A 22,916-nucleotide genomic window follows, 5' to 3' on the forward strand; every position below is an offset into this window, starting at 1 on the left:
TTCGTCATCTTCGATGACGTGGGCGTCCGGGGCCCTCCGAAAGTGGCTCGCTGCCTCGGACGTCCACCATTTCTACCGTTCGAAGGGGTTTCGCCCGCCGATGTCGGCGGTCACCGCTGCCGCTACCGCCTTCAACGCGGCTGCTCGCTGTGTGATCTCGTGATTCGAGATCGCGCCGCCGACGTAGACCGCCAGCACCATCGATTGCCGGCCGTCCGCGTCGAAGGTAGGGGCGGCGAGGACGCTGACCTCGTGCGTCCGGTCCGAATCACCCGGTGTTCCCCGTAGGAACATCGGTTCGCCGACGCTCGAGACCAGCTCTGTGACCAGTTCCCGCAGCTCGGGCGACATGTCCTGGGCTGCAACTCCGGCCATCAGCCGGTGCAGCCGCCGCACCGTCGGCGTCAGACTCTCGATCACGTAGCCGGACTGCCGGCATTCCGCGGCGATCCGGCGGACATGCTCGACATCCAGTTCTGCCGACAGCGCCGGCCCACGCCGTAGCCATCGGTCGAGTTCCTCGTCCGGCTCCCAGATCGCGAACATCAGCCCGACCGGCGGCGTGAAGGGGTACACCTGCCCGACGGTGGCGGGGGCGGCGGCTCCGGGCGGGGTGATGGTCTCCAGCACCATGACCTCGTCGCGGACCACCGCCGACGCGGTGCAGGTAGCGTCGAACTGCTTGCTGAGCCCCTCGAGGCGGTCGCGGACGAGCGAACCGAGCGCGAAATCTCGCTGAGCCGCCCTGCCCGCGGCCACCAGTGCGGGGCCGAGCCCGTAGGACTTCGTACGGGGATCGCGGATGAGATACCCGCTCGCGGTCAACTCCGTCACGATGCCCAGGCAGGTCGGTTTCGTGATCCGGCAGCGCCTGGCCAACTCGGACAGGCCGAAGCGTTGCCCCTGGTGGTGCACCAGAAAGTCGAGGACCTGCACCACACGCGCGGTGGGGGGTGAAGCCGCCTCGCGCGCCACGGATCCCACCGTTTCTCGGGAATCAACCATTGACCGATCCTGCCACAGCACTTACGGTGACCCGGATCACCTTACCGGAGCGGTCGATATTTCGACCATTAGAGGAAAGCGCTTTCGTCACCGTCTGTTGACGCAACCGTAGCCGTTGGCTACAGTGAGTCCAGTCACAAATCGAACCTCGGGGTAGTCGCCCCCGATGGATTTGTTCGCATTCGGTATTCGGCACCTTCAGCGCCGACGTAATCCGAATCCTCCAGCGAGGACATGATTTTGAGGAGTCACCTGTTGAGCACGCGTAAGTCGAATTGGGGCCGCTGGGGTGAGTCGGATGAACTGGGGGCGCTCAATCTGCTGACGCCGGAACGGGTGCTCGCCGCGCTCCGTCTGCCGACGTCCGGGAAGGCCTACAGCCTCGCCATTCCGATCCAGCGGTCGGGTGTGCCGAACCTCGACTACCGCGGAATTCCGCAGCGGCTGACGATGATCAATCACGAGGACGAGGCGATGGCCCGCGCCAACGGCGGCGCGCCCGGTGTCGGCGCCAACGAAGATCAGCTGATCATGCCGTCGCACACCTCGACGCATATGGACGCGTTGTGTCACGTGTACGCCGACGACAAGATCTACAACGGGTATCCGGCCGATCAGGTCACGCCGTACTCGGGTGCGGCGAAATGCAGTATCGACAAGGTCGGTGCCATCGTCGGCCGCGGCGTTCTCATCGATGTCGCGAGGTCGAAGGGCGTCGACTTGCTGGATCCCGGCTACGTGGTCACCGCAGCCGACCTCCGCCAGGCGCTCGACGATCAAGGCGTCGAACTGCGGACAGGCGACCTCGTACTCATTCGCACCGGGTGGCTCGAGGACTACATGGCCAATCAGGGCGAGATGATGCCGCAACCGGGCATCGGTCTCGAGGCGGCCACCTTCCTCGCCGAGCAGGACGTTGCGCTGGTCGGCTCGGACAATACTGCGATCGAGACCATCCCGTTCGATCGGAACGTGTACCTGGGCGGACACATCATCCTGCTCGTCGACAACGGCATCCACCTGGTCGAGAACATGAACCTGGCCGAGCTGGCGGCCGACCGCTGCTACGAGTTCCTGCTGAGTATCGGCGCGCTGAAGGTCACCGGTGGCACGGCGAGCCCGGTCACACCCGTGGCCATCGGCTGACCATATCCACCTCGAATACCAAGGGACACCGCATGACTGAGAACACCCCAGTGGCCGCGCACACCTACCGCACCTCCCATGTCGGGCTCTGCGTCTCCGACCTCGCCAAAAGTCTTCGTTTCTACTGCGACGGACTCGGTTTCGTCAAGATCATGGAATACGACATCGACGAGCAGATCCCCGAGGTCGATGCACCGTGCAGCTTCACCTCGACGTTCCTGGAGAAGGACGGTTTGCGCATCGAGCTGCTCACCTACCGGCAGCCCGGCGTGATCGGCACTCCGCCCAGCCGGCGCAATCAGCTGGGAATGACCCACCTGTCGTTCTTCGCCGACAATGTCGACGCTGCAGCCGAGGCGCTGTGCGAGTACGGCGGGGAGCTGGTCGCCGGAACCCGCGCGGGTGCAGACGACCCGACCGCGCCGCAGATCATGTTCGTAGCCGACCCCGACGGCAATCGCGTCGAGGTCATGCACATCCCCGCCGGCACCCCGTGGTGAGCGGACCTGGTGCCGACCGAGTCAGTAAGCAAGCGAAGGACATTCATGACCGCCCCAGAAAAGACCGAGCGCGATCCGCACCTCTGGGTACCACAGCGCAAGGTGGAAGACCTGGAATGGTTCCGGGAAAAGTATGCCGCCGAGCGTGACAAGCGGCTGCCGAACACCGGCACCGCCACCTTCCAGGCGGTCGACTTCGAAGGTAAGTTCGCCTCCTTCGACTCCGACCCGCACGCCGCCGGGCCTCGCGCTCAGGCACCTATGACCGAAGAACTCGACGTGCTGATCATCGGCGCCGGGTTCATGGGCATGAGCGCAGGGATCGAACTCGACAAGCGGGGCGTCTCGAACTACAAGATCCTCGATGTCGCCTCGGATTTCGGCGGCACCTGGTACTGGAACCGGTACCCGGGCGTGCGCTGCGACGTCGAGTCCTACGTCTACCTTCCGTTCCTGGAGGAGACCGGCTACATGCCGACGGAACGGTACGTTCGCGGCAGCGAGATCTTCGCGTACTGCCGGCAGATCGCCGACCAATTCGACCTGTACGACCGCGCCCTGTTCCAGACCCGCGTCACCGGAATGGAATGGGACCAGGACACCGCACGGTGGACGGTCCGCACCGACGCCGGTGACGTCTTCCTCGCACGCTTCGTCTCCACCCAGAGTGGTCAATTCAGCCGGCCCCAACTGCCCGGCATCCCCGGGATCGAGAAGTTCCGTGGCGCCGGCTTCCACACCAGCCGGTGGGACTACGACTACACCGGCGGCGACATCACCGGCGGCCTGCACAAGCTGCGGGACAAGCGCGTCGCGGTGATCGGCACCGGTGCCACCGGCGTTCAAGCGATCCCGCAGCTCGCCGAGTACGCGAAGTCGGTCGTCGTGTTCCAGCGCACGCCGTCGCAGATCGCGCCGCGGGAGAACGCTGCAACCGATACCGAGTGGTTCCGGAACCTGCCCGAGGGCTGGCACCGGGAGCGCCGCGCGACCTTCGACAAGTGTGCGATGGACCGCGCCACGGCCGACTGCGAGGTCGACGACGGGTGGATCAAGTTCGCCAAGTTCCAGATGAACGCGATCTACGAAGCGGGTGGCACGGAGCCGACGCTCGAACAGTTCATGGACGCGATGGAGCGTTCGGACTACGAGTGGAACGAGATGCTGCGCGATCGCGTCGACGCGATCGTGACCGATCCGGACAAGGCCGAGAAGCTGAAGTCCTACTACCGCACCATGTGCAAGCGGCCGGGCTTCAGCGACGATTTCCTGCCGGCGTTCAACAAGGAGTCGGTCGATATCGTCGACACCTCGGAGACGCCGATCGACCGGATCACCGAGACCGGCATCGTCGTCGGCGACCGCGAGTACGAGGTCGATCTCATCGTGTACGCGACCGGTTTCCAGCAGGGACGCACCTGGACCGACAAGGCCGGCTACGACGTCCTGGGCCGTAACGGCAACCGGCTGTCGAAGAAGTTCGCCGAGGGCGTGAGTACCTTCCACGGCTTCCTCAGCAGGGACTTCCCGAACCTGTTCTTCCTGGGCTTCGTCCAGTCGACCCAGGTCTCGAACATCGCCAACCTGATCGACCACCAGGCCCGGCACATGACCTACATGATCAGCAAGGCCGTCGACGAGGGCATGCGCGCCATCGAGCCGACCCCGGAGGCCGAAGCCGGCTGGAACGAGACCATTCTCGAGCACGCCGAGATGCGGCGGGATTGGAACACGACTTGCACGCCGGGGCAGTACAACAACGAGGGCCGGGTCGACGACAAGCGCAGCACGCTCGTCGGCGGCCTGTACGGACCCGGCTACGAGTACTTCGACCTGCTGCGTAAGTGGCGGGAAGACGACACGTTCGACGGCATCGCCGTGACTCGCTGAGTACCGGCGAGTCCGTTCCAGAGACGAAGGAGAAAGTCATGACGTTGACCCCGGTGAAACTCGGCTATTCGCTGTTCACCCTCGTCGATCCGGCCCGTGGTCACGAGGTCGACTACAACCGCTGGTACGAACGCGATCACCGGTACTCGGGCTGCATGGTCGGGCCCGGCTGGTTCACCGGCAGCCGCTGGGTGGCCACCAAGGCCCTCAAGGATCTGCGCTTCCCGAAGACCGGACCGGTCGCCACCAACACCGACGACGGTTCCTACCTGGCGATCTACTGGGTGCACGAGCCCGACGCCGAGGTCGCTGATGCCTGGGCGCAGCAGCAGGTCGGCGAGCTGTACGCGGCCGGACGCGGATTCGCCGAGCGCGAGCACGTGCACACGGGGCAGTACCTGCCCGACTCGACGGTCTCGGCGCAGGAGGACGGTGTGCCGCTGGAACTGGCCCACGACCATCACTACGGTGGCCTCGTCACCGTGATGATCGAGCCCGCCGACGGCATGGATCGCAGCGCCGCACTCGAGACCGTCAACGGCGGACCGGTCAAGACCTTGCTAGCCACCGGTGCGGTCGACCTGGTCAGCAGTTGGGGGATGAAGCCGTGGCCGGCCGATCACAACGTGCCGATGAAGATGGGCAACGACGGCGGAAGTCCCCAGCGCATCCTGCAGATGTGCTTCCTCGAGGATGATCCGGTCGCGAGCTGGCAGCACATCGTCGACTACGCCGCGAACATCGAGGCCTCGGGCGCCGGACGGGTCACCTTCGCCTCGCCGTTCATTCCGACGGTGGTCGGTACGGACAAATACACAGACGAGCTGTGGTGACGCCGGTGTTGAACGGTGAGAAGATCCTGGTGACGGGGGTGTCCGGGCAGATCGCTTTCCCGATCGCGCGCATGCTGGCGGCCGAGAACGACGTGTGGGGGCTGGCACGGTTCGGCAAACCCGGTGATCGGCAACGCGTGAGCGAAGCGGGGATCACTCCGCTGCCCTGCAACATCGGTGACGGCGACTTCGACGAGGTCCCGACCGACTTCACCTACGTGGTGCATCTGGCGGCGAATCAAGCTCCGGGATGGGATTACGACGCAGCGATTCGCGCCAATGCGGAGGGCACCGGGCTGCTCCTGCAGCACTGCCGGTCGGCCAAGGGCGCCCTCGTGATGTCGACCCATTCGGTTTATAGGCCACAGGACGACCCCATGTACCTGTTCACCGAGGAGTCGCCGCTGGGGGAGTGCAACAGTACCCATGCGCCGACCTACTCGATGTCGAAGATCAGCCAGGAGGCCACGGCACGGCTCGCCGCGCGTGCCTTCGGCGTCCCGGTCACGATCGCTCGAATGAACGCCTCGTACGGTCCGAACGGCGGACTACCGGCCATGCATATCGATGCCCTCGCCGAAGGCCGGTCGATCACCACCCGGTGGGACCCGTGCATGTACAGCCCGATCTACGAGGACGACATCAACAGCCAGGTCGCGGCATTGCTCGACGCGGCATCCACACCGGCCCTCATCGTCAACTGGGGCGGCGATGAAGCCGTCGGTGTCCAGGAGTGGGCGGCCTATGCCGGTGAGCTGATGGGTATCGCTGCGACCGTCGATGTGGCTCCTGTCGCGGGCACGTTGCGCGGATCGATCGCGGATACGCGCCGGCGGGCATCCATCACCGGTCCGTGTACGGTCGACTGGCGCGAGGGCATTCGGCGGACGGTCGCACAACGGCATCCGGACAGACTGGTCGAGGCGGTGCATTCGTGAGAATCTCTCGCAGAACACCTTCGGGAGCTGCCATGGTGACGACGGTGTCCGAGCCGCTGCCGGCCGAGCGCGCGGGAACCCCGGCCGGTCCGGAGTTACTGGAGCGCCGCGCGAAATTCGCTTCGACCGAGATCAGCCCCGACCTCGGAGTCACGGCGGCCGATACGGATGTCGCGGGCGTACCGTGCCGGATCATCCGCGGTGGAGGGCGGGCCACGCTCCTCTACCTGCACGGGGGCGGATATCGGATGGGGAGCCCGGAGGCATACGACGCCTATGCCGCGGCACTGGCAGCGGGTGCCTCGGTCACGGTCGTGGTGCCGCACTATCGGCTCGCACCGGAGCACCCGTTCCCGGCCGGAGTGCGCGATGCCCTGGCGGTGTACGAAGAACTCGCGGCTGTGCCGGACGGGCCGATCGTGGTCGGCGGCGATTCGGCGGGCGCCGGGCTCGCCGCTGCGGTCGTCGTCGCGACGACCACCAGCGATGTTCGAGCGCCGGACGGGCTGATGCTGCTGTCGCCGTGGCTCGACCTGCACTGCTCGTCGTCGTTCTACGAGACCGCAACCGACCTCTTCTTTCCCTCGGCGACCGCGAAGTCGGCGCGGGACGACTACCTGCAGGGCTACCCCGCGAGCCACCCGTTGGCCTCGCCGTTGCTGGCCGACCATGCCGGCTTCCCACCCACGCTGATCCAAGTCGGCGGCGACGAGGCACTGGTCGGCGACGCCCTCGGTCTGGCCGGGTCACTGGCCGCCGCGAACGTCACCTGCACACTGGAAGTGGCTGCGCGACAAGGACACACGTGGCCGTTGATCTACCCTGATCACGATGCTTCCGTGGCCGCGATCGACTCTAGTGTTCGGTTCCTCCGGTCGGTTCGTGTCGAACCGGCAGCAGAGTGACGCGGACAGCCTGCCCGCGCGGCGCCGGGGGGTGAGGTCTCCCACCGGAGACCTCACCCGTGTCCGGGAGGTCGCAGCATCCGACTCTCTACCGTGCGGTGTCCTCGTCAAGTACCGGCAGATCGCCGGAACGCACCGCATCCGCGATGGATTCGTACAACTGCGAGCACTGCGGCAGCGACGCGCCGGCTGCGGTAGGCGCCGAATTCCGTTCGGTGCACGCCGCGGTCGCGGCGGCGTTCCACTGGATGCTCGTTTGCGCCCAACTGCTCTTGCGAACCAGCACCTGCGCCGCGCACCCCCGGCACCGCACCGGCACCATCGGCGTCGAACGCAACCGCTCGTCGACCGGGAACGTCATGCCTCCGCCTTCGCTGCCGCCTTCGCTTTCGCCTTCTCGGCGCGGCGGGCGATGATGTTTTCGACCTCCTGCTGCCAGGCCTCCACGGGCCGCGTGGTGTCGAGTTCGAATTCGAACCGGTCCACCATCTCGGGCGCGATGTCGTCGACATCGACATAGAACTGCTGGTACCAGCGGCGCAGCTGATACACCGGGCCGTCTTCCTCGCACAGCAGCGGGTTGTCGATGCGCGCCTTGCGCTTCCAGATCGCCACGTCCTGCTCGAAGCCGCGCTTCACCGATTCACCCAGTGCGACAGCGGTCGCCATCGCTTCGTCGCCGGAGAGGCGGTCGGACTTCTCGACCATGATCCCGTACTGCAGCACGAACGAGTTCTCGTCGATGGGGTAGTGGCAGTTGAGCAGGACGGTCTTGTGGTCGCCGTCCTCGTAGTGATAGACCACGTCGTCGATCATGAACGAGGGCCCGTAGTACGAGGCGACCGAGGTGGTACCCAGTACGCGCGGCTGTCCGGCCGGCACCCGCAGGTCGTCGCGGGAGCCACCGTTGAAGTACTGGGTGGCGACATGGCCTTCGAAGACGTTCTTGAAATAGGTCGGCATCGAACCGTGGATGTAGAAGAAGTGCGCCATATCCACGACGTTGTCGATGATCTCCCGGCAGTTGATGTCGACCACCGTGGTGTACCAGTGCCAATCGGTCCACGAGTCGCTACCGACACCCTCGATGCGCGGAATGGTGACATCGGCGGGGGGCTTCTTACCCTGCGGGTCGTTCCAGATGAACAGCATGCCGTCCTGTTCCAGGGTGGTCCAGGCGCGGGTGCGGGCCAGCGGGGGAACGCGGCGGGCATAGGGGATCTGCTTGCACTTGCCGTCGCCACCCCAACGCCAGTCGTGGAACGGGCACGCGACCTCGTTGCCCTTGACCTCACCGTCGGACAGGTCGCCGCCCATGTGACGGCAGTAGGCGTCGAGCACGTTCAGCGTGCCGTCTTCGCCGCGGAAAACCACGAGCTTGGTGCCGAAAGCCTGGATCGAATGTGGCTTCCCGTCGGCGAAATCACGGACCAGGCCCAGACAGTGCCAGCCTCGGGCGAACCGTTTCGGTGCGTCCTGGGCTTCGATTGTGCGGACCTCGTCGTTCACCGTAGTCATCTCGACCGTCCTCCAAGGATCAGGTGTGGAAGCAAGGGGGCTGTTCGTCCGCGCGGTCGCGGACCGCTCCCACGACGTAAACCGTTGTAACACCGTCTATCCCGGCATTTGCCGAGGGTTTCGCTGGGTGGGACCCCGGGAGCGCGGACCGCTGCTCGGGGCGACGGGATCACTTCTTCGCCCACGACCATTCGTGGCCCCAGTAGCTGTCGGCGGTGATCTCCTCTGCGGAATAGGTGGCGTTGTCGACGAGCATGCCGCCGGTGCCGAATTCGAGATCCCAGCCGCCGGGGGTGCGGACGTAGAACGAGACCATCTTGTCGTTGGTGTGCCGACCGAGCGTGGAGGACAGATGGTATCCGCCGGCAGTGACCCGGTCGAGCGCGCGGCCCACGTCGTCGAGCTCGTCGACCTCGACCATGATGTGGATCAGGCGGGGTGCCTTCGGGTCGGGCAACGGCATCAGGGCCAGTGTGTGGTGCCGGGCGTTGCTGCTGAGGAACCGGATACGCATCGGTCCCGCTTCCGGCGGCGCCTGCATCCGGAAGGCGCCACGCGAGGAGAATCCCAGCACCTCGGTGTAGAAGGTGTTCGCGGCGTCGATGTCGCCGACCGGGATGACGATATGGCCTAGGCCCAGCGCGCCGGTGACGAAGCGGTGCCCGTGCGGTGAGACCACCGGGCTGTGCTCGAGCTTCGGCCCGTGGAAGATTTCCAGCGGCGTGCCGCACGGGTCGTCGAACGTGATCGCCGCCTCGACACCGCGTGCATCCGCCTCGGCCTGCGACAGCGCCCGCACCGGGATCCCGGCCGCGGTGACCGCATCGGAGATCCGGGCCAGTGCCGCACCGTCACGTGCCTGCCAGCCCACCGCACGCACCTGGTCCACTGCTCCCGGGATCAGCGCCAGCCGGTGGCCGTGCTCGTCAATACGCAGGTACACCGCATCCGGGTCCGGGCCGCTGCCGGGTGCGAAACCGATGGTGTCGAAGGCGAAGCGACGCCAGGCGCCGGGGTCGGTGACCTCGAGTTCGACGTAACCCAGCGAACGGATATCGCTCATCGCGTGGCTTCCTCTCTGCGGCGCCGATGCGCCGGATGCGGGTGAACAGGCAGAAGTTCGACGAGGACAAGTCTGCTTGTTGCACCGCCCTCGTGACGGTGGGTTTCCACTGACCGGACGACTACCGCTGGTATTGGCATTCTCTTTTTTCGCAAGTAACGTATTCACAAAACGGAAACACGAGCGCGACCGGGTCGCTGAGTGGAGGTCTTCGTGCGTGTCGGAGTGATGATCGGACCGGAGAAGGGGGACTCCGCGCGGAAGTTGAGCCGCATGCTCGACGACATCGCCTGGGCCGAGGAGGCCGGGATGGATACCGCGTGGATTCCACAGATTCCCACCGATTTCGATGCACTGATCACGATCGCCGCCATGGGTCTGCAGACCCGGCGCATCGAACTGGGGACCGCGGTCGTGCCCCTGCAGGCACAGCATCCGATCGCGCTCGCGCGCCAGGCGCTGTCGGCGCAGGCCGCGGCGGGGGGACGGCTGGCGCTGGGGGTGGGCCCGTCGCACCACTGGATCGTGCGCGACATGCTGGGGCTGCCCTACGAGCGTCCCGCCGGATACACCCGTGACTATCTCGAGGTACTGCACGCCGGGCTGACCGGGCCGGGGACGGTCGAGGTCGGCAACGACACCTTCACCGTGCACAATCCGCTGGATCTGGGCCCGGTTGCGCCGGTGCCGGTGCTGGTGGCCGCGCTCGGTCCGGTGATGCTGCGAATCGCCGGCGAACGAGCCGACGGGACGATCCTGTGGATGGCCGATGAGCGTGCCGTCGCCGATCATGTGGTTCCGAAGATCACCAAGGCCGCCGCGGAGGCCGGTCGCGCCGCGCCGCGCATCGTCGCAGGGCTGCCGGTGTGTTTGTGCCGTCCCGGCGAGGCGGCCGAGGCGAAGGCGCGCGCCAACCGCATCCTCGGTGAGGCCGAGGTGTCGCCGAACTATCAGCGGCTGCTCGAGCAGGGCGACGCGCGCGATGTCGGCGATATCTGTATCGCGGGCGACGAGCGGCAGATCGCGGCGGGACTGCGCCGGTACGCGAACGCGGGTGCCACGGATCTGTCCGTCCGGTTGCTGCCGATCGGCGACAACCGGGAGGAGTTGGTCGCCTCCAAGCGGCGCACGCGCGAGATGATCGCGGAACTGGCGCGGGAATTACGATGAGCGACAACGATTTCAGTGGCCGTGCGCCCGAGTCCGGCTCCGGGCGGGCGCAACCGGGACCGGGACCGGCCGACGGGCCGCTGGCCGGTATCCGCATCCTCGAGGTCGGCACCATGCTGGCCGGCCCGTATGCGACGATGATGCTTGCCGATCTCGGCGCTCAGGTGACCAAATTGGAGCCCGCGAGCGGCGATATCTCCCGTCAGGTCGGCGACAGTTATTTCGCGAGCCTCAATCGCGGCAAGCGCAGTATTCGCCTCGATCCGGGCAGTGCGGCCGGGCGGGCCCGCCTCGGTGAGCTGGTTGCGGATTCGCATGCGCTGTTGGTGAATCTGAAGCCGTCGGCCATCCACCGGCTGGGTCTGACCTACGCCGCACTGCGCGAATTCAATCCTTCGATCGTGTGCGTGGCGATCACCGGATTCGGCCTCTACGGCGGCGACGATCCGGCCTTCGACTACATCGTGCAGGCCGCTACCGGTGTCGCCGCGCTCACCGGTGATCCCGCCGGACCGCCCACATTGCCCGGATACTCCTCTGCCGACAATTCCACCGGCCTGACCGCGGCGCTGGGGCTGCTCGCCCAGATCGTGTCCGGCCGGGGCGGGCAGGTCGACGTGTGCCTGCGCGATGTGATGTTGTCGCAGTTGAACTATCACGCGAGCGCCTACCTGAACGAGGGGCGCGTTCCGCAGCGCCGGCCCTTCGGTGCGCACTCCTACTACGTCCCGGCGCAGTTGTTTCCGACGGCCGACGGTTATCTGGCGCTGTTCATCACCCACGATCGCTTCTGGAAGGTCTTCGCCGCCGAGGCGGGGTTGTCCGGGTTCGAGACCATGGCCGAACGAGTGGCCCACCGCGACGAGGTGCTCGTCGCGGTGACCGAGGCATTGGGGCGGGACAACGCACTGGGCTGGGAAGCGCGGTTGCGTCCGCTGGGCATTCCCGCCGCCGCGGTGCGCACTCTGCCCGAGGCGCTGGACGGCACTCCCGAGGTGGTGGTCGACGCCGGGTCCTACCGTCTGGTGGGCTCGCCGGTGCGCATCGACGGATACACCCCGCGATACGGTCCGCCGCCGCGCCTGGGTGAACACGACCACCACAATCTCGGCGAAGACCGGCGCACCGCCTGAGTGACCGGCAGTGCTGCCTGTGGCCGGTGACCCCGGGTTTTTTTCGCATCGGTAGCCGGGCCTGTGATGTGGCCGACGATCACGTAGCCGCCGCTGGTGGAACCGGCGCACCGGCGGGCGCGTTCAGCGGCTGCCCGGCGCCGCCCCGCCCGGGCGTGTCGCGGCGGCCGGTGTCGCAGCCTCATTCGTAGTGCACGACCACGGTGTCGGTGTCCGGGATCGCCTGGCAGGTGAGCACGTAACCGTCCTCGACCTCGTCGTCGGCGAGGGCATCGTTGACCCGCATGGTCGCGCTGCCCTCGCTGAGCCGGGCCATGCAGGTCGCGCAGTTGCCGGATTCGCAGGAGAAGGGGGGAGTGAGACCTGCTCGGCGGGCGCTCTCGAGCAGGGTTTCTCCGTCGTGGCGCGCCACGCTCGCCTTCTTGCGGCCGAGATGGATGGTGATCGTCCCGCGCGGGGAATCGCCGTCCGGTCCGCCGCTGTCGGCCGCTGCTACACCCGCCGCCGTTGGCAGGCCCGCGGCTGCTGTAGATGGTTCGGCATCCGAGCTCGCCCCGGCAATGCCTTCCGGTGCTCCCGCCGACCTCGATTCGGCGGGCGAATTCGCTGCCGCGCCCGCATTGCCGCCGAGATCCGGCACCGGCGCGCCGAATCGCTCACTGAAGATCGCCCCGGGCCCGGGCAGCGCGGTCTCGACCATCTCCATGAACTTTTCCGGACCGCAGATATAGGCGTCCGCGTGCCCGTGCGCGCCGACGAACTCGAGTACCGATTCGCGGTCGAGCACCCCGCGATCGCTGTCCAGGTGCCGGATCACCTCCAGGCGGCCCGGATAGCGCCGCATCAGCTCCTGTAGTGCGGGGCCGAAGATCACCGAGTCCTCGTCGCGGTCGGCGCACAGCAGTCGCACGCTGCGTCCGGTGGTGGCGAGTGCACTCTTGGCCAGCGACAGCACCGGCGTGATACCGCTGCCTCCGCTGAAGCCCAGCAGCGGTACCTCCGTCTCGCGCAGGCAGAAACGCCCGGCGGGACGGCCCATATCGAGCCGGTCGCCTTCGGACACGTTGTCGAGCAGCCAATTCGACACCTTGCCGCCCGGAACCCGCTTGACCGTGGTCATCAGTTCGGCGTCGGTCTCCGGCGCGCTGGACATGGAATAGGACCGGTACAGGTCAGCGCCGTTCACCCGGACTCGGAAGGTGCAGAACTGTCCGGCGCGGTAGGTGAGCGGACCGTCGTGCGGGTTCAGCACGAAGGTGCGCGCATCGGCGCATTCCTTCACGATCCGGGTCACGGTCGCGGGCCGGAACATCGGGGGACTCGCCATGGAACGCCTCTCCTGGTATTAAGATTCTTATACAAAGAGAATAGCGTTCTCCTGAACGAGATGGGATTTTCTCATGACCGAGCCGACAGCGATCGTCTTCGACGATCGGTGCTACAGCCTGTCGCAGCTCGACGACCTGGCCGGAGGGCTGGCGAGCACGCTGCGTGAGCAGGGAGCCGGCCCGGGCGCTCGCATCGCGCTGATGTCGTCCAACCGGCCCGAATTCGTGGTCGCCGTGCTGGCGGCCTGGAAGCTGGGCGCGGCCGTGGTGCTGCTGAGCCCGGCCTGGCGGCGTGCCGAGGTCGAACACGCCCTGCAGATCACCGAGCCCGATCTCGCGGTCGGCGACCACCCGGTGCTGGCCGAGCTGATGCCGATGCTCGACCTCGACGAACCCATCACGCCCCAGCGCGCCGAATTCCCCGCACCGGATCCAGCGACGGACGCGGTGCTGGTCTTCAGCTCCGGCACCACCGGCCTGCCCAAGGCGGTGCGCCACACCCACGCCTCCTTCGCCGCCGCCGTGCGCGACTGGGAGCAGGTGCTGGAACTCCGGCCCGGCGACCGCATCCAGATCCTCACCCCGCCCTCGCACATCCTCGGCCTGCTCAACATCGTCACCGCGTTGCGGGTGGGCGCCTGGATGCGGCTGCACCGCCGTTTCGATCTGGACACGATGTTGCGCAGTATCGAAAGCGACCGCATCACCGTCGAGATGGCGGTGGCCCCGATCGCGCTCGCGATCGCCTCCCATCCGGACCTGGAATCGTTCGACCTCTCCTCGCTGCGCTACATCATGTGGGGTGCCACCCCGGTCACGGTGAGCGTCGCCGAAACTGTCACCCGCCGCACCGGGGTGCGGTGGCTACCCGCCTACGGCGCCACCGAACTGCCGGTGCTGGCCTGCAACCCGATCGAAGGCGCCCGGCTGGACTCGGTCGGGCGTGCCGCGCCCAGCGTCGAACTGCGCACGGTGTCGCTCGACGACGGAAAGCCGTTGCCACCCGGCGAGATCGGTGAACTGCAGGCACGCTCCGCGGCGCTGATGGCGGGCTACCTACCCGCCGAGGAGCACGGCTCGGTCGCCGGCGGCTGGTACCGCACCGGTGATGTCGGCTGGATCGACGCCGACGGCTGGATCCGTATCACCGACCGGGTCAAGGAGATGATCAAGGTCCGTGGCTTCCAGGTCGCACCCGCCGAAATCGAAGCCGTGCTGCACGGGCACCCCGCGGTATCGGACTGCGCGGTGTTCGGGGTGGCCGACGCGGCAGACGGTGAGGCGATCGTCGCCGCGGTCGCCACCGCGGCCCCCGTCACCGCCGCAGAGTTGTCCGCCCTGGTCGCCGAGCGTCTGGCCGGCTACAAGCGGCTGCGCCGGGTGGTGTTCGTACCCGATATTCCGCGCCTGCCGTCCGGCAAGGTGCTGCGCCGAGTTCTCGAGGAGCGCTATGGACGTCCGTCTGACGAGTGAACAGCGCCAATTGCGCGATGCCGCAGCGAAATTGGCCGATGATCAGGGTCCGGATTCGGTATCGGAGCTGGGGGAGCCGGATCGGATCGCGCGGCTCGACAAAACGGTGGAATCGACCGGCTGGCGGTCGCTGCGCTCGGACGGCGCCAGTGGTGTCGAGGTGGCGCTGGTGGCCGAGGAATTCGCCCGCGGCCTGGTCGATGTCGCCTATCTGGGGCCGGTGCTCGCCGACGATCTGCGCGGGCATCCCAGCGGTGGCGAGGGGCGGTGGACCTTGGCCGTGGGCGGGCGCGCGATCGACGCTGCCGGGTGCGACCGGGCGGTGGTACTGGACGACGGCCAGGTACTGGCCGGCCGGCTGGAAACCGCGGTCACGCGCGCCGACCCGACCCGTGCGGTCGCCGAGCTCGCCGGCCGGCTCGAACATATCGGGGAGCTGTCGCACGAGCAGTCACGGCAGTGGTTCGCGCTGGCGCTCGTCGGCACCACGGCCGATCTGCTGGGCGCAGCCCGCGGTGCGCAGGCGCTCGCCGTCGACTATGCGAAAGTACGTGAGCAGTACGGGAAGACGATCGGGTCGTATCAGGCCGTGGCGCATCTGCTCGCCGAGGCCCAGGCCCTGATCGAGGGGTCGATCAGTGTGCTGCGTTACGCCGCGTGGGGTGTCGACGAACTCGAGCCCGAGCAGGCCGTGCGTGCCGCCCGGATCGCCAAGATCTACTGCGCCCGCGCCGCCCGCACCGTCTGTGAGACCGCGATCCAGGTGCACGGCGGCATCGGCAATACCTGGGAGTGTCTGGCGCACGTCTATCTGCGCCGGGCACTCGTTTCGACCGAACTGTTTCCCGTCCGCCTGGAGGAGATCGACTGTGGACTTTCGTGATTCGCCCGCCGAAGCGCAATTCCGGGACCGGCTGCGCACCTGGCTGAACGAGGTCGCCGGGCAGTTCCCCACCTCGGGTGACGAGTACTGGGCCCGCCAGGGCGAATGGCATCGGGCCCTGTACGAGGCGGGGTTCTTCGGGGCGTCCTGGCCCGCGGAATTCGGCGGCCACGAGCTGCCGCCGGTCTACGACGTGATCGTCGACGAGGAACTGGCCCGCGCCGGTGCTCCGCCGCGGCCGAGTCTGGGGTATCTGATCCAGGGACTGGGCCGCCACGGCAGCAGGGAACTCCAGCAGCGGTTCCTGCCCGGCATGATCAACGGCACCGAACGCTGGTGCCAGGGCTTCTCCGAACCCGGGGCCGGATCGGATCTCGCCGCACTGACCACCACCGCGACCCGCGACGGTGACCACTATGTCGTCCACGGTCACAAGATCTGGACCAGCTACTCCGATGTTGCCGACTGGTGCCTGCTGCTGGCCCGCACCGATCCTCGAGCGCCGCGGCACAAAGGGATTTCGGCGTTCATCGTCGAGATGAAACAGCCCGGCGTCCAGCAGCGGCCGTTGCGGATGATCAGCGGAATCACCACCGAATTCGGTCAGGTGAGCTTCGACGGTGCCACTGTGCCCGCCGACCGCATGGTCGGGCAGCCGGGGGAGGGATGGAAGCTCGCGATGACCGTGGTCGGGCACGAGCGTGAACCCTCCACCCTCGGCTACTCCGCGCGCTACGCCACGACCGTGCGGCTGCTGTCCGAACGCGTGGCGGGAGACCCACCCGAGGAATTGGCCTGGGCGGCGGTGCAATCGGAGATGCTGCGGCTGCATGTGCGCCGCCGGCTGTCAGAACAGCTCGACGGGGTGTCGCACGGCCCGGACGGATCACTCGACAAACTGTTGATGACCTGGGTCGACCAGGCCGTCGGACATGCCGCGCTCACCGTCGCCGGCACCGATGACACCCATATGTTCGGCAGCTACCTCTACAGCCGCGCACAGAGCGTCATGGGCGGCACCTCACAGATTCAGAAGAACATCATCGCCGGCCGCATTCTCGGATTGGGAGCTTGATATGTACGACCTGCCCGACGAAGTCGACGTCCGCGCCGAAGGTTCGGTGCGGATCATCACCTTGAACCGGCCCGATGCGCTCAACGCCGTCGACGACAATCTGCACACCGGTCTGGCCCGACTGTGGCCGCGACTGAGCGAGGATCGCGAAGCCCGGGTCGCGGTGCTGACCGGCGCCGGTCGCGCCTTCTCCGCCGGCGGCGACTTCGACTATCTCGGCGAGCTGAGCCGCGATGCGGATCTGCGCGCGAAAACCATTGCGCACGGCCGCGATATCGTGCTCGGCATGGCGCGCTGCCGGGTTCCGGTGGTGACCGCGGTCAACGGTCCCGCCGTCGGATTGGGCTGCAGTCTGGTCGCGCTCAGCGATATCGTCTACATCGCCGAGCAGGCCTATCTCGCCGACCCGCACGTGCAGGTCGGGCTCGTCGCCGCCGACGGTGGCCCGCTGACCTGGCCGCTGCACACCAGCCTGCTGCTGGCCAAGGAGTACGCGCTGACCGGTGCGCGCATCCCCGCCGAACGGGCGCGGGAGATGGGCCTGGTCAACCATGTGGTCGAGGATCCGGTGGCCGAGGCCCGTGCCTGCGCCGGGCGGATCCTGCAATTGCCCAGGCAGGCAGTGGAATCCACCAAGCGGCTGCTGAACCTGCAATTGGAGCACGCGGTACTGGCCACGCTGGACTTCGCCCTCACCGCCGAGGACCTCACCTTCCAGTCCGAGGATCTGCGCGCCAATCTGGCCAGGCTGACGGCACCGAAGAACGGTGCCTCGAAGTCGGAGTCGTCGAAGTCCGGGTCGTCGAAGACTGCTTCGCAGTCGGCGTCGTCGAAGGTGTAGCCGTGGCGCAGTGGTATCTGTTCCTGCCGCAGATCCGGTTCGATATGGACGCGATCGTCGAACGCGCGCGGGTGGCCGAGGCCAGCGGTTTCGACGGCATCGCGTTCATCGACCATCTGCAGGCGCCCGGCGCGCACCATCAGACGCTGTGGGAGGCGATGACGGTAGCGGCCTGGGTCGCCGCCCGCACGCAGCGACTGCGCATCGGGCATCTGGTGCTGTGTGATGCGCTGCGCCATCCGGCGGTGCTGGCCAAACAGGCGGTGACCCTGCAGCAGGCGTCCGCCGGACGTTTCGAATTGGGTCTGGGATCGGGGTCGGTGCCGCAGGAGTTGACCCGCTTCGATATCACCGACGAGGACGGGGCGGCGCGGCGGGCCCGACTGGAACAGACACTGACCCTGCTGCCGCAGTACTGGGCGGGGCAGGGGGAGCTCGCGCTGGCGCCAGCGCCGCAGCCGCATATTCCGGTCGTGATCGGTGGATCGGGCCCGGCCACGATGGAACTGGTCCGCCGCTATGCGGACTGGTGGAATCTGCCGGTGAACCACCTGGACCGATTGCCACGCCTGCGTGGTGCGGCGGGGAGGGCACGGGTGTCGACCCAGCAGATGGTCGGTTTCGTCGGCCGCCAGGCCGACCGCGGCACAATCGAGGAGACCAGTAGTCGCCGATTCGGATATCTGGCCGACGGCCTGGTGTGTGGAAACGCGGCGGAACTGACCGCGCACTTCGCGGAGCTGAGCGACCAAGGCGTCGAACGGTTCTACGTGTGGTTCACCGACTTCGCCGATCCTGCGACGATCGCGGAGTTCGGCGAGACAGTGATCGGTGCCCGCGCCTCGGCGTGATGCGGAGGATTGCGGCCCTCGGGAAGGTCGCGAGTCGGATCGACGGGATCGGGCTCCGCGCCGGCAGCGGCGGGCCGGGGCGCGTCGAGAACAGGATGAGGCGACACCAGAGCCTCCAGCGATGCGACGGCACGGGAAGCGGTGCGAGCGCAGCCGGTTCCGTGCGCTGGGCGGCCACTTATTGCTGCGCGAGCAGGGTTTCCGACTGCTGCACGGTGCCGGTTGTTCCGCTCGCGTCCTGACCGGCCAGCAGCACCGCTGCCCGCGCCATGGTTTCCGGTGGCTCCACCATATCGTCGGGAATCCGTTGTCCCGCACCACCGGCCTGCCAGCCCTCGGTGAGTACCACGCGCGACGGGCACAGGCAGTTCACCGCGATCCCGTCGTCGCGCAGATCGGCGGCCAGTCCCAGGTACAGCCGCTCCACCGCGGCCTTGGATACCCAGTACGCGTTCGCGCCGCGCTCCAGCATCGCGACCCCGGTCGTCGTGATCGCGATCATCGACCCGCCGCCACGGGCGCGCAGGTGCGGTATCGCGGCGCGGGTCACATGGAACACGCCGGTCAGGTTCACGTCCAGACAACGCTGCCAGCGCTTGTCCGGCGTCGATTCGATCGGCCCGAGCCACAGCACACCGGCATTCGCGATCACGATGTCGAGGCCACCGAATTCGGCGACGGTCGCCGCAAGGGCCGTCTCGACCGATTCCGTGCTGGTCACATCGCAGACCACCGGCAACGCCCGCCCGCCGGCAGCCGCGATTTTCTCGGCCACCGAACCGATCGTGCCGGGCAACCGGCCCGGTTCGGTGGAGCGGGCCGCGACCGCGACCTGCGCCCCGGCCGCCGCCAGCCCCTGCGCGATCGCTGCGCCGATCCCACGGCTGGCACCGGCGACGAACGCGACCTTACCTGCGAGAGAGTCCATTTCGCGCAGTCACTTCGGGGGGAAGCGCAGAGCTCCGTCGAGCCGGATCACCTCACCGTTGAGGTAGTCGTTCTCGACGATCGACTGCACCAGCTGTGCGTACTCGGGGGAGCGGCCCATCCGCTTGGGATGGGGGACCTGCTTGCCCCAGTACTCCTCCAGCTTGTCGGCGGCCTTACCGTAGGCAGGCGTGTTGAAGGTGCCCGGTGCGATGGTGACCACCCGGACCCCCAGCGGCGACAGATCGCGGGCCGCGACCAGCGTCATACCGACCACACCGCCCTTGGCGGCGGAATACGGCAGCTGCCCGATCTGGCCCTCGTAGGCGGCGATCGAGGCGGTATTGACGATGACGCCGCGCCGGCCCTCCTCGCCGGGTTCGGATTGCGCGATCGCCGCGGCCGACAGACGCAGCACGTTGAAAACGGCAGTGAGATAGAACTCGATCGTGGTGCGGAACCCGTCGAGTGCGAGCGGGCTGCCGTCCTTGCCGACCAGGCGACCGCCGCTGGCGGGGCCACCGTGCGCGTCGACCGAAATGCGCAGCGGGCCCAGCGCTTGTGCTTCGGTGATGGCGGCCTGCACCGATTCCTCGCTGGTCGCGTCGGTGTGCACATAGCGGATGCCGAGTTCGTCGGCGAGCTCTTTGCCCTTGTCGTCGGCGACATCGGCCACCACGACCTTCGCGCCCGCCGCATGGAGCCGGCGCACCGTCGCCTCACCGAGGCCTCCGGTGCCGCCCACGACGATGGCGGAGCTACCGCTGATTTCCATGACACATTCCTCTCTTGAAATCCGCACTCTCAAACTGAGAGAATAATGTTCTCATGAACATTAGCATGATCTTGGAGATGGCGGCCTCGGCCGGAAACCGACCGGTGATCACCGTCGACGGCCGGTCGCTGACCGCCGCGCAGCTGTTGCGGCTGGCCCGGCGGGCCGCCGCCGAATTCGCCGGCGACTCGGCGGTGCTGTACCTGGGCGCCAACCACCTGGCGTATCCGGTGGCGCTGTTCGGCTCGGTCCTGTCCGCGATCCCGTTCGTACCGTTGAACTACCGGCTCGGTGACCAGCAATTGGCCGCCCTGATCGATCGTCACCCCGGGGCCCGCGTGCTACACCCGCAGGATCTCGATGCGCTGGTGGAAGACGATGCGGGACAACCGGAACCGGAACCGCAGCCGGCCCCGTGGGACGGGGAGGCGGTCGCCGCGATCATCTACACCAGCGGCACCACCTCCGAACCGAAGGCGGCGTTGCTACGACATCGGCATCTGATGGCCTATCTGCTCAACACCATGGAATTCGGTGCCGCCGAGGAATCCGCCGCCGCACTGGTGTCGGTGCCGCCGTACCACATCGCCGGACTCACCAACCTGCTGTCGAACCTCTACAGCGGCCGCCGGATCGTGTATCTGTCGGCGTTCGATCCGCAGGTGTGGCTGGAAACCGTACGCGACGAACGGATCAGCCACGCGATGCTGGTGCCGACCATGCTGGCCCGCATCGTCGCTGCGGTATCCGGTGCCGACGCGGGCACGCCCACACTGGACAGTTTGGCCTACGGTGGGGCACGGATGCCGCGGCCGGTGCTGGAACGTGCGCTCGAGCTGTTCCCGGCCACCGGATTCGTCAATGCCTACGGCCTCACCGAAACCGCGTCCTCGGTGGCGGTTCTCGGCCCCGACGATCACCGCACCGCCCACAGCTCCGACGATCCCATCGTTCGCGATCGGCTCGGCTCGGTGGGACGCCCACTGCCGGGGATCGAATTCGAGATCCGCAGCGCGGCAGGCGAACCGGTTCCCGCAGGAGAATCCGGACTGATCTTCGTGCGCGGTGAGCAGATTTCCGGGGAATACGGGGCACGGACCGCGCTGGACGCCGACGGCTGGTTCGGCACCCGCGATCTGGGCCACCTCGATGCCGAGGGCTACCTGTTCATCGAGGGGCGCGACGACGACACCATCATTCGCGGCGGCGAGAACATCGCGCCCGCCGAGATCGAGGATGTTCTGCTCGAGTATCCCGGAATCACCGAGGTCGCCGTCATCGGCGTCCCCGATCCGGAATGGGGGCAGCGGCTGGTCGCGGTGGTGGTCGGCGCCGGCGAGCCCGAGCAGATCAGAGCGTGGGTGCGGGCGCGCCTGCGCTCGTCGAAAACCCCGGACGCGATCGTGTTCCGTGCCGAACTGCCCAAGACCGAGACCGGAAAACTGTTGCGCCGCAACCTTGTCGCCGAACTGGAGAGCACCCATGCCTGAAGCCGTCATCGTCTCCGCCCTGCGCACCCCCATCGGCACCGCGCGCAAGGGCACTCTGCGTGACACCAACGCCTTCGACCTGGCACATCACGTGGTGTCCGCGGTGGCACAGGACCTGGGACCGCACCCGGTCGACGACGTGATTCTGGGGGAGGGGCGGTACGGCGGCGGGGTGCTCGCCCGGCACGCCGCGGTCACCGCCGGCCTCACCACCGTGCCCGGCCTGGCCAACAACCGGCACTGCGCCGCGGGCATGGCGGCCGTGCAGAGCGCGGCCGCCGGGATCCGCGCGGGCATGGACGATCTGATCATCGCCGGTGGCGTGAACTCCGATTCCACCGGTCCGCGGGTGCGGTTCCGGGTGGGCGAGGACGAGTGGCAGGATCCGTGGGTTTCCCCGTCGCATCCGAACCGTCCCGATGCCCCGAATCTCGACATGTCCATCACGGTCGGCTGGAATACCGCGGTAAAAGCGGGGATCTCGCGGGACGAGATGGACGCGTGGGCGCTGCGCTCGCATCGCAATGCCATCGCTGCCATCGACGAGGGCCGGTTCAAAGAGGAGATCGTGCCGATCGGAACCCCGCACGGGGAATTCGCGGTCGACGAGCATCCGCGGCGCGACACCAGCATGGAACGGCTCGGCGGGCTGAAGGTACTGCATCCCGAGATCGACGGCTTCTCGATCACCGCGGGGAACGCATCCGGCTCCAACGACGGGGCCGCCGCGCTGGCGATCGCCTCCGACCAACTGGGCTTGCCGGCGCTGGGGGTGATCCGCGGCTGGGCCTCGGTAGGGGTCGACCCCGCCGACACCGGACTCGCGCCGATCGAGGCGATCACCAAAGCCACGGCACGGGCAGGAGTGTCGTTGTCCCAGGTGAAGTTGATCGAGATCAACGAAGCCTTCGCATCGGTGCCGCTGGCGGCGGTGAAGGCGCTTGATCTGGATACCGACCGGGTGAACTTCAGCGGCAGCGGTTGCTCGCTCGGGCATCCGGTGGCGGCGACCGGAGCCCGCATGATCGTCACACTGGTACACGAACTGCGGCGGCGCGGCGGCGGCATCGGCATCGCCGCCCTGTGTGCGGGCGGGGGGATGGGCTCGGCGACCGTCGTCGAGGTGGCGGCACCATGAGTGCCGCATCGCAGTGGGCCGACGGGTGGGACCG

21 protein-coding genes and 1 pseudogene are annotated in these 22,916 nt (G+C 67.5%); 15 read left to right on the plus strand and 7 right to left on the minus strand.

Features of this window, described 5'->3' with window-relative positions:
- Positions 1-72: 72 nt before the first annotated feature.
- On the minus strand, positions 73-1,005 hold the full coding sequence (locus tag NV2_RS14685) for a helix-turn-helix domain-containing protein (RefSeq protein ID WP_067873942.1): 933 nt from the start codon (positions 1,003-1,005) through the stop codon (positions 73-75).
- Between the two features lie 255 nt (positions 1,006-1,260).
- Here NV2_RS14685 and NV2_RS14690 point away from each other — a divergent pair, with 255 nt between their 5' ends.
- The 6 genes from NV2_RS14690 to NV2_RS14715 are packed head-to-tail and all read left to right on the plus strand — an operon-like array spanning position 1,261 to position 7,217.
- Entirely contained in the window at positions 1,261-2,151 is an 891-nt protein-coding gene (locus tag NV2_RS14690; protein ID WP_245662609.1) for a cyclase family protein, read from the plus strand.
- A gap of 32 nt (positions 2,152-2,183) precedes the next feature.
- Complete coding sequence (locus tag NV2_RS14695) at positions 2,184-2,651, plus strand: VOC family protein (RefSeq protein WP_084474706.1); 468 nt, start codon at positions 2,184-2,186, stop codon at positions 2,649-2,651.
- A 45-nt stretch (positions 2,652-2,696) separates the two neighbouring features.
- The gene (locus NV2_RS14700; protein ID WP_084474709.1) at positions 2,697-4,541 is read left to right on the plus strand and encodes a flavin-containing monooxygenase; all 1,845 of its coding nucleotides are present in this window, start codon (positions 2,697-2,699) and stop codon (positions 4,539-4,541) included.
- 38 nt (positions 4,542-4,579) lie between these two features.
- Positions 4,580-5,374, plus strand: coding sequence for a hypothetical protein (locus NV2_RS14705; protein ID WP_067873565.1), 795 nt, complete (start codon positions 4,580-4,582; stop codon positions 5,372-5,374).
- A complete protein-coding gene (locus tag NV2_RS14710) occupies positions 5,371-6,312 on the plus strand; it encodes an NAD-dependent epimerase/dehydratase family protein (RefSeq protein WP_245662610.1) in 942 nt (313 codons plus the stop codon). Before NV2_RS14705 ends, NV2_RS14710 begins: the two co-directional genes overlap by 4 nt.
- A gap of 32 nt (positions 6,313-6,344) precedes the next feature.
- On the plus strand, positions 6,345-7,217 hold the full coding sequence (locus tag NV2_RS14715) for an alpha/beta hydrolase fold domain-containing protein (protein WP_067873567.1): 873 nt from the start codon (positions 6,345-6,347) through the stop codon (positions 7,215-7,217).
- Between the two features lie 88 nt (positions 7,218-7,305).
- On the opposite strand, the gene NV2_RS14720 is transcribed toward NV2_RS14715, so the two are convergent.
- The 3 genes from NV2_RS14720 to NV2_RS14730 all read right to left on the minus strand — a co-directional run bounded on the left by NV2_RS14720 (position 7,306) and on the right by NV2_RS14730 (position 9,798).
- Positions 7,306-7,578 carry a hypothetical protein gene (locus NV2_RS14720; RefSeq protein ID WP_067873571.1) on the minus strand — a complete coding sequence of 91 codons (273 nt, stop codon included), beginning with the start codon at positions 7,576-7,578 and terminating at the stop codon, positions 7,306-7,308.
- Positions 7,575-8,735 (minus strand): 3-ketosteroid-9-alpha-monooxygenase, oxygenase component, encoded by a 1,161-nt coding sequence (locus NV2_RS14725; protein WP_067873573.1) that lies wholly within the window; start codon positions 8,733-8,735, stop codon positions 7,575-7,577. The genes NV2_RS14720 and NV2_RS14725 overlap by 4 nt, the downstream gene beginning before the upstream one ends.
- 169 nt (positions 8,736-8,904) lie before the next feature.
- Entirely contained in the window at positions 8,905-9,798 is an 894-nt protein-coding gene (locus NV2_RS14730) for a VOC family protein (RefSeq protein ID WP_067873576.1), read from the minus strand.
- 213 nt (positions 9,799-10,011) lie between these two features.
- Here NV2_RS14730 and NV2_RS14735 point away from each other — a divergent pair, with 213 nt between their 5' ends.
- Positions 10,012-10,968, plus strand: a complete 957-nt coding sequence (locus NV2_RS14735; protein ID WP_067873955.1) for a TIGR03564 family F420-dependent LLM class oxidoreductase — start codon at positions 10,012-10,014, stop codon at positions 10,966-10,968.
- Positions 10,965-12,101, plus strand: coding sequence for a CaiB/BaiF CoA transferase family protein (locus tag NV2_RS14740; RefSeq protein ID WP_067873578.1), 1,137 nt, complete (start codon positions 10,965-10,967; stop codon positions 12,099-12,101). Before NV2_RS14735 ends, NV2_RS14740 begins: the two co-directional genes overlap by 4 nt.
- Before the next feature lie 181 nt (positions 12,102-12,282).
- Here the strand turns inward: NV2_RS14740 and NV2_RS14745 are convergent, their stop codons facing one another.
- Positions 12,283-13,428 (minus strand): ferredoxin--NADP reductase, encoded by a 1,146-nt coding sequence (locus NV2_RS14745; protein WP_067873581.1) that lies wholly within the window; start codon positions 13,426-13,428, stop codon positions 12,283-12,285.
- A gap of 73 nt (positions 13,429-13,501) precedes the next feature.
- On the opposite strand from NV2_RS14745, the gene NV2_RS14750 reads away from it, so the two are divergent.
- From NV2_RS14750 to NV2_RS14770, 5 genes and pseudogenes are all read left to right on the plus strand, one after another.
- Positions 13,502-14,902 (plus strand): class I adenylate-forming enzyme family protein, encoded by a 1,401-nt coding sequence (locus NV2_RS14750; protein WP_067873584.1) that lies wholly within the window; start codon positions 13,502-13,504, stop codon positions 14,900-14,902.
- Positions 14,880-15,785: an acyl-CoA dehydrogenase family protein gene (locus tag NV2_RS14755; RefSeq protein WP_067873586.1), complete on the plus strand. Its 906-nt coding sequence runs from the start codon at positions 14,880-14,882 to the stop codon at positions 15,783-15,785. Before NV2_RS14750 ends, NV2_RS14755 begins: the two co-directional genes overlap by 23 nt.
- Positions 15,772-16,860 (plus strand): acyl-CoA dehydrogenase family protein, encoded by a 1,089-nt coding sequence (locus NV2_RS14760; RefSeq protein ID WP_067873589.1) that lies wholly within the window; start codon positions 15,772-15,774, stop codon positions 16,858-16,860. The genes NV2_RS14755 and NV2_RS14760 overlap by 14 nt, the downstream gene beginning before the upstream one ends.
- A gap of 1 nt (position 16,861) precedes the next feature.
- Positions 16,862-17,626, plus strand: a pseudogene (locus NV2_RS14765) (enoyl-CoA hydratase/isomerase family protein); the annotation flags it as partial.
- 77 nt (positions 17,627-17,703) lie between these two features.
- Positions 17,704-18,552 carry an LLM class flavin-dependent oxidoreductase gene (locus NV2_RS14770; protein ID WP_067873592.1) on the plus strand — a complete coding sequence of 283 codons (849 nt, stop codon included), beginning with the start codon at positions 17,704-17,706 and terminating at the stop codon, positions 18,550-18,552.
- A 178-nt stretch (positions 18,553-18,730) separates the two neighbouring features.
- On the opposite strand, the gene NV2_RS14775 is transcribed toward NV2_RS14770, so the two are convergent.
- Both NV2_RS14775 and NV2_RS14780 read right to left on the minus strand, forming a co-directional pair.
- Positions 18,731-19,480 (minus strand): SDR family NAD(P)-dependent oxidoreductase, encoded by a 750-nt coding sequence (locus tag NV2_RS14775; RefSeq protein ID WP_067873593.1) that lies wholly within the window; start codon positions 19,478-19,480, stop codon positions 18,731-18,733.
- A gap of 9 nt (positions 19,481-19,489) precedes the next feature.
- Positions 19,490-20,254: an SDR family NAD(P)-dependent oxidoreductase gene (locus tag NV2_RS14780; RefSeq protein WP_067873596.1), complete on the minus strand. Its 765-nt coding sequence runs from the start codon at positions 20,252-20,254 to the stop codon at positions 19,490-19,492.
- A 53-nt stretch (positions 20,255-20,307) separates the two neighbouring features.
- Here NV2_RS14780 and NV2_RS14785 point away from each other — a divergent pair, with 53 nt between their 5' ends.
- Together NV2_RS14785 and NV2_RS14790 are read left to right on the plus strand one after the other, a co-directional pair.
- Entirely contained in the window at positions 20,308-21,744 is a 1,437-nt protein-coding gene (locus NV2_RS14785) for a class I adenylate-forming enzyme family protein (protein ID WP_067873599.1), read from the plus strand.
- Positions 21,737-22,882 carry a thiolase family protein gene (locus NV2_RS14790; protein ID WP_067873602.1) on the plus strand — a complete coding sequence of 382 codons (1,146 nt, stop codon included), beginning with the start codon at positions 21,737-21,739 and terminating at the stop codon, positions 22,880-22,882. Before NV2_RS14785 ends, NV2_RS14790 begins: the two co-directional genes overlap by 8 nt.
- Positions 22,883-22,916: the final 34 nt, after the last annotated feature.

The organism is Nocardia vermiculata NBRC 100427 (genome assembly GCF_001613265.1).
GTDB lineage: Bacteria > Actinomycetota > Actinomycetes > Mycobacteriales > Mycobacteriaceae > Nocardia > Nocardia vermiculata.

Bases quoted from the DNA above. Each gene is read 5' to 3' on its own strand.
- NV2_RS14685 (WP_067873942.1), bottom strand. From the start codon at position 1,005: ATGGTTGATTCCCGAGAAACGGTGGGATCCGTGGCGCGCGAGGCGGCT.
- NV2_RS14695 (WP_084474706.1), top strand. From the start codon at position 2,184: ATGACTGAGAACACCCCAGTGGCCGCGCACACCTACCGCACCTCCCAT.
- NV2_RS14700 (WP_084474709.1), top strand. From the start codon at position 2,697: ATGACCGCCCCAGAAAAGACCGAGCGCGATCCGCACCTCTGGGTACCA.
- NV2_RS14705 (WP_067873565.1), top strand. From the start codon at position 4,580: ATGACGTTGACCCCGGTGAAACTCGGCTATTCGCTGTTCACCCTCGTC.
- NV2_RS14715 (WP_067873567.1), top strand. From the start codon at position 6,345: ATGGTGACGACGGTGTCCGAGCCGCTGCCGGCCGAGCGCGCGGGAACC.
- NV2_RS14720 (WP_067873571.1), bottom strand. From the start codon at position 7,578: ATGACGTTCCCGGTCGACGAGCGGTTGCGTTCGACGCCGATGGTGCCG.
- NV2_RS14725 (WP_067873573.1), bottom strand. From the start codon at position 8,735: ATGACTACGGTGAACGACGAGGTCCGCACAATCGAAGCCCAGGACGCA.
- NV2_RS14730 (WP_067873576.1), bottom strand. From the start codon at position 9,798: ATGAGCGATATCCGTTCGCTGGGTTACGTCGAACTCGAGGTCACCGAC.
- NV2_RS14740 (WP_067873578.1), top strand. From the start codon at position 10,965: ATGAGCGACAACGATTTCAGTGGCCGTGCGCCCGAGTCCGGCTCCGGG.
- NV2_RS14745 (WP_067873581.1), bottom strand. From the start codon at position 13,428: ATGGCGAGTCCCCCGATGTTCCGGCCCGCGACCGTGACCCGGATCGTG.
- NV2_RS14750 (WP_067873584.1), top strand. From the start codon at position 13,502: ATGACCGAGCCGACAGCGATCGTCTTCGACGATCGGTGCTACAGCCTG.
- NV2_RS14755 (WP_067873586.1), top strand. From the start codon at position 14,880: ATGGACGTCCGTCTGACGAGTGAACAGCGCCAATTGCGCGATGCCGCA.
- NV2_RS14775 (WP_067873593.1), bottom strand. From the start codon at position 19,480: ATGGACTCTCTCGCAGGTAAGGTCGCGTTCGTCGCCGGTGCCAGCCGT.
- NV2_RS14780 (WP_067873596.1), bottom strand. From the start codon at position 20,254: ATGGAAATCAGCGGTAGCTCCGCCATCGTCGTGGGCGGCACCGGAGGC.
- NV2_RS14785 (WP_067873599.1), top strand. From the start codon at position 20,308: ATGAACATTAGCATGATCTTGGAGATGGCGGCCTCGGCCGGAAACCGA.
- NV2_RS14790 (WP_067873602.1), top strand. From the start codon at position 21,737: ATGCCTGAAGCCGTCATCGTCTCCGCCCTGCGCACCCCCATCGGCACC.